General features: G+C 67.5%; 11 protein-coding genes. 7 read left to right on the plus strand and 4 right to left on the minus strand.

Annotated features, from left to right (window positions below):
- The coding region (locus MFF22_RS22030; protein ID WP_238252751.1) for a hypothetical protein at window positions 1-186 on the plus strand (186 nt) is incomplete at its 5' end.
- A complete protein-coding gene (locus MFF22_RS22035; protein ID WP_306424695.1) occupies window positions 168-1,382 on the plus strand; it encodes a porin in 1,215 nt (404 codons plus the stop codon). The genes MFF22_RS22030 and MFF22_RS22035, both read left to right, overlap by 19 nt.
- A 274-nt stretch (window positions 1,383-1,656) precedes the next feature.
- Here the strand turns inward: MFF22_RS22035 and MFF22_RS22040 are convergent, their stop codons facing one another.
- The 4 genes from MFF22_RS22040 to pedF form a co-directional block, all read right to left on the minus strand.
- On the minus strand, window positions 1,657-2,316 hold the full coding sequence (locus tag MFF22_RS22040; RefSeq protein ID WP_238252802.1) for a response regulator: 660 nt from the start codon (window positions 2,314-2,316) through the stop codon (window positions 1,657-1,659).
- Window positions 2,317-2,555: 239 nt separating this feature from the next.
- Complete coding sequence (locus MFF22_RS22045; RefSeq protein ID WP_238252752.1) at window positions 2,556-4,361, minus strand: PQQ-dependent methanol/ethanol family dehydrogenase; 1,806 nt, start codon at window positions 4,359-4,361, stop codon at window positions 2,556-2,558.
- A 318-nt stretch (window positions 4,362-4,679) separates the two neighbouring features.
- Complete coding sequence (locus MFF22_RS22050; protein ID WP_238252753.1) at window positions 4,680-5,558, minus strand: substrate-binding periplasmic protein; 879 nt, start codon at window positions 5,556-5,558, stop codon at window positions 4,680-4,682.
- A 10-nt stretch (window positions 5,559-5,568) separates the two neighbouring features.
- Window positions 5,569-5,994 carry a cytochrome c-550 PedF gene (gene pedF, locus MFF22_RS22055; protein ID WP_238252754.1) on the minus strand — a complete coding sequence of 142 codons (426 nt, stop codon included), beginning with the start codon at window positions 5,992-5,994 and terminating at the stop codon, window positions 5,569-5,571.
- Between the two features lie 218 nt (window positions 5,995-6,212).
- On the opposite strand from pedF, the gene pedA1 reads away from it, so the two are divergent.
- The 5 genes from pedA1 (at window position 6,213) to MFF22_RS22080 (ending at window position 11,640) form a co-directional block, all read left to right on the plus strand.
- Window positions 6,213-7,457, plus strand: coding sequence for a lanthanide ABC transporter ABC transporter substrate-binding protein PedA1 (pedA1, locus tag MFF22_RS22060; RefSeq protein ID WP_238252755.1), 1,245 nt, complete (start codon window positions 6,213-6,215; stop codon window positions 7,455-7,457).
- Window positions 7,458-7,656: 199 nt separating this feature from the next.
- Window positions 7,657-8,637, plus strand: coding sequence for a PQQ-dependent catabolism-associated beta-propeller protein (locus MFF22_RS22065; RefSeq protein ID WP_238252803.1), 981 nt, complete (start codon window positions 7,657-7,659; stop codon window positions 8,635-8,637).
- A gap of 121 nt (window positions 8,638-8,758) precedes the next feature.
- A complete protein-coding gene (locus MFF22_RS22070) occupies window positions 8,759-9,928 on the plus strand; it encodes an FIST N-terminal domain-containing protein (protein WP_238252756.1) in 1,170 nt (389 codons plus the stop codon).
- A gap of 104 nt (window positions 9,929-10,032) precedes the next feature.
- A complete protein-coding gene (locus tag MFF22_RS22075) occupies window positions 10,033-11,298 on the plus strand; it encodes an ATP-binding response regulator (protein WP_238252805.1) in 1,266 nt (421 codons plus the stop codon).
- Between the two features lie 93 nt (window positions 11,299-11,391).
- Window positions 11,392-11,640: a PilZ domain-containing protein gene (locus MFF22_RS22080; protein WP_238252757.1), complete on the plus strand. Its 249-nt coding sequence runs from the start codon at window positions 11,392-11,394 to the stop codon at window positions 11,638-11,640.
- The last annotated feature ends 46 nt before the right edge of the window (window positions 11,641-11,686 follow it).

Below are 11,686 nucleotides of genomic sequence, written 5' to 3' on the forward strand. Positions count from 1 at the left end.
CGGGATGCCGGTGCGGCTGGCGGCCTCGATGCGGATGAAGGCGCGCAGGGTGCCGTAGCCGGTCTGGGTGCGGGCATCGAGGTTGATGCGGGCGAGACCACGGTAGCCGCTGTAGTCGCCATTGCCCTGGCCGCGTCGAGCAGTACTTCAGCACCGATAAGGCCTTCGTGCAGTTCGCCGGCCTGACCGCCGGTCGCGCGTCCTCGTTCTTCGATTTCTACGCCCACGACTTTGAGTTCATCGGCGCCACGTCGGGTTCGGACGTCTCATCCACGAACCTCCTCGCCTACACCGCGACGGTCGGCAACGGCCTCTCGGCCACGATCTCGATGGAAGACCCGAGCTTCCGCCGCAGCCCGATCTACTCGCCGACCTCGGCGCAGTCCGCGGCGGTGGGCAACACCTCGACCGCCATCTTCGGCCAGTCGAACTCGCTGATCCCCGTGGTGCTCGGCGTTGATGCCAACGGCCAGCCGACCGGCTTCGGCTTCACCGACGGCATCCAGCGCAACCGCATGCCCGACTTCGTCGGCGTCCTGCGCTACGACCAGCCCTGGGGCTCGGCTCAGATCTCCGCCGCCGTCCACGAGCTGAACACCGGCAACGTCATCTCCCAGGGCGGTTTCCTCGGCGTGAACAGCGCCGGCGCGGCCCTCAACGCCACCAATGCCGTCGCCCAGCGCACCAAGAGCGAATACGGCTGGGCCGTGCAGGGCGGTGTGAAGGTCAATGCCCCGTTCATCACGCCCGGCGACGCCTTCTACCTCCAGGGCGCCTATGCCGAGGGCGCGCAGATGTACACCGGCAACGGCGCCTATCCCGGCTCCTACGCCATCAGCTCTAGCTCGATCCAGGGCGCGTCGTTCAACCAGAACTTCTCCGACGCGACGGTCAACCCGCTCACCAACCAGCTCCAGCTTTCCAAGAGCTTCTCGGTGGTCGGCTCGTTTCTGCACTACTGGACGCCCGAGTGGCGGTCGGCGGTGTTCGCCTCCTACGGTGAGAACACCTTCGGCTCCGGCGCCCGCGCTGCGCAGGGGGCCTATTACGGCTTCGTCCCGGCCACGGGAGCGAACGCCAACAGCACGGTGCTGTCGTCAGCCGGCGTCGGCAAGGCCGGTACGCGCTTCTACGCCCTCAACGGCAACCTGCGCGATACGTACTCGCTCTATGCCGGCGCGAACCTGATCTGGTCGCCGGTGAAGGACCTCGATATCGGCGTCGAAGGGCTGTACGCCCAGTACGGCGTGCAGAACGGCCGGGTGCTCGACACCCAGAAGTTCAACTACTCGCCGGCCTACGTGAATGCCGGCAATGCCGTGAAGACGATCACCAGCACCGACGTCTTCCAGGCCCGCTTCCGCGTCCAGCGCGACTTCTGATCCTGTGACATCCCCGGGCGGGACCGGCGGCCCGGGGTCGGCGGACCCCGCCCGGGAGAAGAAGCCGATAGTCGGAGCGCACCGCGTCCGCGACCGGCTTCGACAGAAAAGGGCACGCCGCGGGACCATCCAGTCCCGCGGCGTGCCCTTTTCGTTTCGCATTGCCGTGCCTTGTCCCGATCTCGGGCGGCCTGGGGCTCTCGCGAAGCGCGGCACGATTCGTGAACGAAGCCGTCTCACCCGAGCCGAGGCCACCGCGCCTTCGGACCTGACGTCACGCCGCAGGGAAGCCGCCATTGCTTGTGTCGAAGTCGAGATAGGCCGTTTCGATCACGATCTGCGTCCGGCTGATCACCTCGAGCTTGCGTAGGATCTCGGAGACATGGGCCTTCACGGTCGAGTCGCCGACCTGCAATTCGTGGGCGATCTGCTTGTTAAGCTTGCCCTGGCGGATCATCATCAGGACGCGCATCTGCTGTGGCGTTAGGCGCGACACCCGCTCGGCCAAAGGGGACTTGCGGCTCGAGACCGGCTCGGGCGCCCCGGCGAGGTCGGGTGGCGTGAACAGGGCACCGTTCATCACCTCTGCGATCGCCCGTGTAAGGGTCGCCTTGTCGACGGCCTTCGGCACGAAGCCGGACGCCCCCCGCTGCAGGGCCTCGCGCATGATCCGCGGATCCTCCAGCCCCGAGACGATCAGCACCGGCACCCGCGGGAAGCGGGTGCGGATGGTTACGAGGCCGTCGAAACCGGACACTCCCTGCATTGACAGGTCCAAGAGGGTGAGGTCGATGCCCGGCTCCCGGCCCAGCGTCTCGCAGGCGGCGCGGATGCCGTCCGCCTCATGCAACACGGCATCGGGGAAGGCGAGGGTGATGGCGCTCGCCAGGGCCTCCCGGAAGAGAGGATGATCGTCCACGATCAGCAATTGCATTCCGGCCACCCCCGTCTGCGGCCCGCTGCCCTCGCGGGCGAGGATCATAGCGCCGGCTGCGGAGCGGACAGGAGCTTTGGCTGTAGCGCGTTCCGGCGAGGGCGTCGTCATCGGTCTCGTCGCGATCATGCCGGGTGCGGGAAGGGCGCCCTCAGAACAACTGGTCCCCGGACGGCTCCGTAGGCCGGCCGGGGCGCGAGTCGGGCGGGACCGGGGAGCGGTCCCGCCGCAGCGTCGTCTCAGCGCGATGCGACCTTCTTCGGCAGCTTGAACGCCCAGAAGCTGCCGCCCTGGTTGATGCCGGCCGTGGTCTTGGCGACTTCGCCGCCCCAGAGCGGCACGGCGCCGCCCCAGCCGGCGGTGACGCCGACCCACTGCTCGCCATCCTGCTCCCAGGTGATCGGGGAGGACACCACGCCGGTGCCGACCTGGAACTTCCACAGTTCCTCACCGGACTTGGCGTCGAAGGCCTTCAGGAAGCCCTCCGGCGTGCCGGTGAAGACGAGGCCGCCCGCGGTGGTGAGCACGCCCGCCCAGAGCGGCGCCTTGTTCTTGTACTCCCACACGGTCTTGCCGGAGGCCGGATCGATCGCCTTCAGCGAGCCGATATGGTCGTCGAAGATCGGCTTGATGGTGAAGCCGGCGCCGAGATAGGCCGCACCCTTCTTGTAGTTCACCGGCTCGTTCCAGATATCCATGCCCCATTCGTTGGAGGGCACGTAGAAGAGCTTGGTGTCGGGGCTGTAGCCGATCGGCATCCAATTCTTGCCGCCGAGGAAGCTCGGCACGGCGAAGACCGATTTGCCCTTCTTGTCGTCGCCGGTGGCCTGGCTCGGATCGCCGGGGCGGTTCTCGGGAATGTAAATCGGGCGGCCGTCCTTATCGATGCCGCTCGCCCAGTTGATCTTGTTCACGAACGGCGTGGCCGAGATGAACTTTCCGTTGGTCCGGTCGAGGACGTAGAAGAACCCGTTGCGGTCGGCGGTGCCGCCGGCCTTGATGGTCTTGCCGTCCTTCTGCATGTCGAAGGGCACGAACTCGTTCACGCCGTCGAAGTCCCAGCCGTCGTGCGGCGTGGTCTGGAAGCCCCAGACGATCTCGCCGTTATCCGGGTTGATCGCCAGCCGCGAGGCGGACCACTTGTTGTCGCCCGGGCGCAGCCAGGAATTCCACGGGCCCGGATTGCCGGTGCCGACATAGATGAGGTTCAACTCGGGATCGTAGGTGCCGCCGAGCCAAGTGGCGCCGCCGCCGAACTTCCACATGTCCCCGGGCCAGGACTCGTTGGTCTTGCCGGTCATGGTGGAGGGCTTGCCGTTCAGCTCGCCCATATGGCCTTCGATGACCGGGCGCTTCCACACGATCTCGCCGGTCTCCGCGTCCCGGGCCTCGATGCGGCCGACGACGCCGAATTCGCCGCCCGACACGCCGGTGATGATCTTGCCCTTCACGATCATCGGCGCGGCGGTGTAGCTGTAGCCAGACTTGAAGTCGTCGATGTCCTTGCGCCACACGACCTTGCCGGTCTTGGTGTTGAGGGCGACGAGCTTCGCGTCGAGAGTGCCGAAGTAGATGTTGTCCTTGTAGAGGGCGGCGCCGCGGTTCACCACGTCACAGCAGGGCAGGATGCCTTCCGGCAGGCGCGCGTCGTATTCCCACTTCTTTTCGCCGGTATGGGAATCGATCGCGTACATGCGTGAATACGAACCGGTGACGTAGATTACGCCGTCCTTCACCAGCGCCTGGCTCTCCTGGCCGCGCTGCTTCTCGCCGCCAAACGAGAACGACCACGCCGGGACGAGGCTCTTCACGCTCTCCTTGTCGATCGCCTTCAGCGGGCTGTAGCGCTGCGCCTTCGGGCCGAGACCGTAGGTGACGACGTCGCCGGGGGTTTTAGCGTCGTTGATGATGTCCTGCTCGGTCACCCCGGCGCCCGAGGCGGCGGCGGTCTTCTCGGGCTCCTTGGCCGAGGCCGAAAGGCTGGCCGCGCCGGCGGCGAGGGCGGCAATCCCCACCGCCGCGAGAAACTGCGTCCGCATTCTCATGACATCTCCTCCGGGTGTTTCACGGCCGGTGGGGTTCGAACCCCTTGTTTGCGGCGCGGCCTCGACGCGATCCTCAGGCTAAGCGGATTCGCGGATGTCGGTTATTGGCCATAAGTATGATCTAGCAAGTAACTCTTTGACTTCGGGTGCGGGCGAATGATCGACATTACCGCAAACACGAATTCCATGAACACGTGCGGATTGAATTCACTATACAGACGTGAAAGCGAATTCGGTCAGTCTGATAATAACGGACTTACGTCCCGTGCGACGTCCGCCAGGATCGATGCACTCGTCTTGTAACGGCGGCGCGAAGTCTCAGTAGCCCGTGGGTGGATCGTAGCTCACCCCATGATTGGCGAAGATCTGCTTCATGGTGCCGTTGTCGATCATCGCGGTCATGGCGTCGCCGATCGCGTAGCCGAGGTCGCGGGAATCGCTCTTCACCGCGCCGCAGAGTTCCCATGAGGTCTTGATCGGACCGGCCAGCTTCACCTGCGTGATGCCCACCGTCTCGCGGGGCGTTTTCGTGTCGGAAAGGGCCCCTTCGATCTCGGACCGGGTGCCGGCCAGGATGGGGGCGTCCCCCGCAAGGAACGCCTTCGCAGCCTCGTCGAAGCTCTTGAAGTGCTTGAGGTTGGTGCGCAGGCTGCCGCCGTTGGCGGTGAGGAGCATCGCGTCCGAGGCGCTGTTGCCCTCCACGTCGATGGGCGTCTGCCCGATATCGCCGAGGGTCTCGAAATCCTCCGTCGTCCCCCGGCGCCACGCCAAAGCGAGCCGCTGCTGGAGGTAGGGCCGCGTGGTGAAGATCTGCTCGTTGCGCTGGGCGAACATCCGATCGGAGGGCACGTGAAGCATCACGTCCGAGAGGGCGGAGTTGGCGAGGTCGCCCCGCCACAGGGCGAGGCGCAGATCCCCGTCCGAGTTCTCCCCGGCATCGATGAGCCGCAGGTCGAGCTTCACCTTCAGCGTGTCGGCCAGGGCCTGCGCGATGTCCACCTCGATCCCGGCCGGCTTGCCGTCTCTCAGGGCGGAGAACGGCGCGTTGTCCTCATAGAGCGCGACCCGCAGGGTGCCGTCCTCCCGCACGGCGTCGAGGGAACGGGCGACAGCCGGGGCGGTCGCCGGCGGGAGTGCGGCGGCCAACAGCACGGCGGTTGCCGCTAGCAGGGCACGCCGGGGGAAGGGGCGGGTCATCGCGGCGCGCTCAATTGTCGACGTGCTGGGATTCGATGTAGCTGCGGATCGCCCACAGCCCTTCCTGCGAGATGACCCCCGCGAAAACCGGCATCTTGGTCATGCCGTCGATGATCGCGCCGTGGGTCACGCGCTCCTTGAACCACTCGTCGCCCTCCTTCCCCTTCTCGAGGTAACGGAGGTCGGGGGCGATGCCGCCGGAGATCACTTGAAGGCCGTGGCAGCGGGCACAGTTCTGGTTGTAGGCCGAAGAGCCGATCTTCACCGCAGTGGCGTTGTCCCGGTAGGGGTTCTCGTCGCGCCACGTGTCGCCGAGGGGCGGCAGGCCGTCGGTGTTGACCGGCTGGGGCTGCACATCTCCATGACCGAAGACGGCGCCGCTCGATACCGCGAGCGCAGCAAGAACGCTACCTGCGAGCGCAAGCCTTCTGGACATACCGAAACCCTCCCTCGCCGCCCCCGGCCGGCATGTATCGGCCGGTCTGGCAGCTATTGGTTTGGAGGCTAGCAAGCCGGAGGGAGTGAACCCATTGTGCTTTGGTACGACGCGCCGACACTGAAGGCGGACCGCACCTTGGTCTTATTTCCTGGCGGGAATGTCCGCCTTATGCCGGGTTCAAGAACGAACGATTGGGTGGAAACGAGACCGGCCGGATGCGGGTGGCGACCGAGCGAGGGGCCCGGAGGCAACATGGCGTGCGCAGGGGCGTGGTCGCCCTTGCGGGCGGACTTGTTGCCTGCCTCCTCCCCTTCTTCGCGGCCTCCGCCATGCCGGCGCTGACGGCCGATCCGGTCGCGGTGGCCTATCTCGAGCGACGGATCGAGCGGCCGAACCCCCTGAACAACGAGGATCCCTTTCCGGCGGACGAAGGCCTTAAGGGCGCTGAACTCGGCCTGCGGGATTCGAACTCCACCGGGCGTTTCGTGGGGCTGTCCTTCGGCCTGACGAGCACGGTGGTCGAGCCGGGAGCGGATATCCGCGCGGCCTTCGCCGGCCTGCTCGCCGGAGCCGGCCATCCCCGCTTCGTGGTGATCAACGCCCCCGCCGCCGACCTGCTCACCCTGGCCGACGCACCCGAGGCGAAGGACGTGATCCTTCTCAACATCGGCGCCACCGACACGTCCCTGCGCGATGTCGATTGCCGCGGGCGGGTGCTGCACGTCATCCCGTCGCGGGCGATGTTGACGGACGCCCTCGTCCAGCTCCTCGTGTTCAAGCGGTGGACGCGAATCCTCCTCGTCGCGGGGCCGGATTCGGGGGACGGGCTCTACGCGGAATCCCTGCGCCGGAGCGCCCGGAAGTTCGGGGCGCGGATCGTCGCCGAGACGAAGTTCGACGCCCGCGGCGCGGACCTTCGGGACAGCGCCCTCAGGGAATTCGCCCTGGCGACCCGGGGGCCGGACCACGACGTCGTGGCGGTGGCGGACGAGGCCGGCGAGTTCGGCACCAATCTCGTCTACAACACGGAAGCGCCCCGGCCGGTCGTCGGCACGCAGGGGCTGAGCCCCGCCGCCTGGGGGCGGCCCGTGGAGGCCTGGGCTGCCGCGCAGCTCCAACAGCGGTTCCGCAAGCTCGCGGGCCGGGCCATGGACCCTGTCGACTGGGCCGGCTGGATGGCCGTCCATGCCGTGGGCGAGGCGGCGGTCAAGCTCAAGTCGGCCGATCCGGCGGCCATCGCCAAGCTGATGCTCGATCCTGCCTTCGAGGTCGGCGGCTTCAAGGGGCGGGCCTTGAGCTTCCGCCCCTGGAACGGCCAGCTGCGCCAGCCCCTCTATCTGCTCTGGCCGGGCGCGGTGGTCGGCATGGCGCCGGTGGAAGGCTTCCTGCACCGGTCCACCGAACTCGACACGCTGGGCCTCGACCGGCCCGAAAGCGCCTGCAAGGCCTTCGGAGGATGACATGATCCGACCTCCGCCGCATCGCCGTGGCCGCGGGCGCGGGCGCGAAGAGGCGGCCTTTTCAGGCGAGGCGCTTCCGGGTGCGGGCCGCCTTCCCCGTTATTGCGAACGCAGTGAAGCAATCCAGGGTGGCGGGCCGCTTTCGGATGTGGCGCTGCTGGATTGCTTCGCTCCGCTCGCCTTGACGGTGAAGCGGCTTATGGCGGGTGGGGCCGCCATGGCCTTGCTGCTCGGAGCCCTCCCCGCCACGGCCGCCGAGATCTATGTGACCAACGAGCGCGACAACACGATCTCGGTGATCGACTCGGCCACCTACGCGGTGACTCGGACCTTCCCGGTGGGAAGGCGCCCGCGGGGCGTGGTGTTCTCGAAGGACGGGAAGCGCCTGTTCGTCTGCGCAAGCGATTCCGACTCGGTGCAGGTCATCGACCCGGATAGCGGCAAGCTTCTGGCCGACCTGCCCTCCGGCGAGGACCCGGAGCAGTTCGCCCTCTCCCCGGACGGCCGGACCCTGTTCATCGCCAACGAGAACAATGCCACCACCACGGTGGTGGATGTCGATACGAAGAGCGTGAAGGCGCAGATCGACGTCGGGATCGAGCCCGAAGGCATGGCGGTCAGCCCGGACGGCAGGACAGCCGTGACCACCTCCGAGACGACGAACATGGTCCACTGGATCGATGTCGCCACCCTCGCCGCCGTGGATGCGACCCCGGTTGACCAGCGCCCCCGTCACGCGGAATTCGCGAGGGACGGCAAGACCCTGTGGGTCTCGTCCGAGATCGGCGGCAGCGTCGCGGTGATCGATGTGGCGACCCGCAAGGTGGTTCGGACGATCCGCTTCGAGATCAAGGGCGTGGCCTCGGACCGGATCCAGCCGGTCGGCATCAGCCTCACCGACGACGGGCGCCTCGCCTTCGTGGCGCTGGGCCCCTCCGACCGGGTCGCGGTGGTGGATGCGAAGACCTTTCAGGTAAGCGCGTACATCCTCGTCGGCCGCCGGGTCTGGCACACGGCCCTCACCCCGGAGCAGGACCGGCTCGTCACCACCAACGGCGTTTCGGGGGACGTGACGGTGATCGACGTCCCGGCGCTGCGGGCGATCAAGACGGTGAAGGTCGGTCGCTTCCCCTGGGGCGCGGCGATCCGGCCCGCGCCGGGCGGGGCGGCGGGGAAGTAATGAAGGCGCGGTGAAGCCCGCATTCCTCCCCGGCTGGGCCTGTTTGCAACATTTGCCCGAGGCGAGATATAGTTCACTAATAGGTCGCCAAGTCAGAGCGGCCCCGAGTGGGAGTGGCGCCGTGATCGATGGAACGCGGATGCGTTCGCATCTGTGCGGGATCCAGTCGGCCTGGACCGAGACATCGGACGTGCGTGAGGCGGTTGCCTCCGTGGCGGCGCTCCTCGACCGGGAGCCGATCGGGCATCTGCTCGTGTTCTTCTCGCCGGCCTACGATGCACAGGACCTCATCGCCGCGGTGGACCACCATTTCCCGGGGGTGGCGCTCCTCGGGTGTAGCTCCTCGGGGGGGATCAGCCCTGCCGGTGCCATCGACCGGGGGCTCGTGGCCATCGCCTTCCCCCGGCAGGGCTTTCGCATCGTCAGCGACGTGCTGACCCGAATCGACCGGCTCGATGTCGGAGGCGCGGCGAGCGCCGTGCGGAGCCTGCGCCGCGCCCTCGATCAGGTCCGGCCGGATCCCGTGCCCGGCAGCCAGTTCGCCCTCTCCCTGATCGACGCCATGGCCAAGGCCGAGGAAACGGTGGTCTCGGCGGTCGCCTGGGCGCTCGACGGCATCCCCCTCGTCGGCGGTTCCGCGGGGGACGACCTCGCCTTCGCCGGAACGGTGCTGATCCATCACGGCGCGGTCCACACCAACGCCGCGGTGCTGATCCTCGTGGAGACCGATTTCCCGATCCGTATCTTCAAGAGCGACAACTTCGCCCCAACGCCGCGCAAGTTCGTCGTGACCGCCGCCTGCGAGGAGCACCGGCGCGTCCACGAATTGAACGCCGAGCCGGCGGCGTGGGAATATGCCAAGGCGGTGGGCCTCGATCCCGAGAACCTCACGCCGATGAGCTTTGCGGCCTATCCCCTCGCGGTGAAGGTCGGTGGGGAATACTACTGCCGCTCGATCAGCCGGGTTGAGCCGGACGGGTCCCTGACCTTCTTCTGCGCCATCAGCGAGGGCGCCGTGCTGACGCTTGCCGAGCCGCACGACATCGTCGAGGCCACCCGGGCGGAGCTCTCCGGACTCGACGAGATCCTGGGCGGCCTCGACCTCGTGATCGGCTTCGACTGCGTGCTCCGCCGCCTCGACGCCGAGAGTCGGCAGGTCCGCCACCGCATCTCGGATCTCTACAGCCGCTACGGCGTGGTCGGCTTCGAGACCTATGGCGAGCAGTACCGGTCCATGCACCTGAACCAGACCTTCACGGGCATCGCGATCGGCCGGAACCACCCGGCGTGATCGGCCCGCGGAGCGCAACGGTGGCGCTGGACGGCGAGACGAGCGACGAGTCCGGGGATCTCGCCCGCCGGGTCGTCAAGCTGGAGCGGATCAACGCTGCCCTCATGGCCCATGTCGAGCGGACCATGGACCAGCAGGGCGGCGCTTACGCGCTGTTCCAGACGGCGATCATGCTCGAAGGGCGGGTCCGTTCCCGCACCGAGGAACTCACCTCGCTGATGAAGAGCCTGGAGACGTCCAACACGGCTCTTCAGGCGGCGAAGGACGAGGCCGAGACCGCCAACCGCTCCAAGACCCGCTTCCTCGCCGCGGCGAGCCACGACCTGCTCCAGCCCCTCAACGCCGCCCGGCTCTCCCTCTCGGCCCTGGCGGATCTCGCCCCCGGCCACGAGGCGCAGACCATCGCGGGTCAGGTCGAGCGGGGACTCCAGACCATCGAGGACCTGATCAAGGCCCTCATCGACATCTCGAAGCTCGATGCCGGCGCGGTGCGCCCGGTGATCAAGCCGGTACGGCTCGCCGACCTTGTGGCGCATATCGAGTCGAGTTTCCGGCCCTTCGCCGAGCGGAAGGGTCTGCGGCTCTTGGTGCGCGCCGGGGACGTGGTGGTCGCTACCGACCTCGTCCTGATGCAGCGGATCCTGCAGAACCTCGTGTCCAACGCCGTGCGCTACACCGAGTCCGGCGGGGTGCTGATCGGCGTGCGTCGGCGGGGCGGCCAGTGCCGGATCGACGTGATCGATACCGGCCGGGGCATCCCCGAGGAAGAGCGGGCCCTCGTCTTCGAGGAGTTCTTCCGGGGCACCGCTGAGGGGGAAGATGCCGGCGGCCCGGGGCTCGGGCTCGGTCTCTCCATCGTCCAGCGCATGGCGACGGCCCTCGGCCACCCCGTGCAGCTCCATTCCCGCGTCGGGCGGGGAACCCGGATGAGCGTGGAGATCCCTCTCGCGGGGACGGCCCCCGACGTGCTGGTCCACCCGACGCCCGTCGCCACAACCCTGACGGGGGCACGGGTCCTCGTGATCGAGAACGACGCCTCGACGGCCGAGGCGCTGGAGCGGCTGCTCCGCGGGTGGGACGCCGAGGTCGAAAGCCACCGGGCCCTGGCGGGTGTGATGGACTCGCTCCGCGCGGGAATGCCCCGGCCCGACGTGATGATCATCGACTTCCACCTCTCGGACGGCGCCTGCGGCCTCGACGTCGTCGATCATCTCCGGCAGGCGCGGGGGTGGATCACTCCAGTCATCGTGACCACGGCCGATTACGGGGTCGAGGTCGGGCGCCGGGTGGTGGAGGCGCAGGCCGAACTGATGCTCAAGCCGGTCAAGCCGGCGCAGCTTCGCGCCCTCCTGAGCTACCTGCTCGCTTGACGGCGAAAACTGCGATGCGGACAATTTGAGTGAATTGCCTCACCGGACCTGTACCCGCCCATGCGAAGCTGTGATCCTCATCCGAGGCTCGCAATGATCGATCGCCGCGCCCAATCCCGAACCCGCCTCGACGTTCCGGGGCGGATCTGCCTCGACGAACATCGGTCCCTGTCGTGTCTGGTCTTTGACCGATCGGATGTCGGGGTCCGGGTCATCCTCCCGGAAGCCGAGTTGATCCCGGAGACCTTCCTGCTCGAGATCGACCGGATGCCGACCTTCCATGTCTGCAAATTGGTCTGGCGGAAGGGCGAAGAGATCGGCGCCCAGTTCCAGGCGACCTGAGCCGCATCGCTCCTCACGAACTATTCCGTCGTTCCGGGATCGTCGC

It is taken from the genome of Methylobacterium persicinum (genome assembly GCF_022179525.1).
In the GTDB taxonomy this organism is placed as follows: domain Bacteria; phylum Pseudomonadota; class Alphaproteobacteria; order Rhizobiales; family Beijerinckiaceae; genus Methylobacterium; species Methylobacterium persicinum.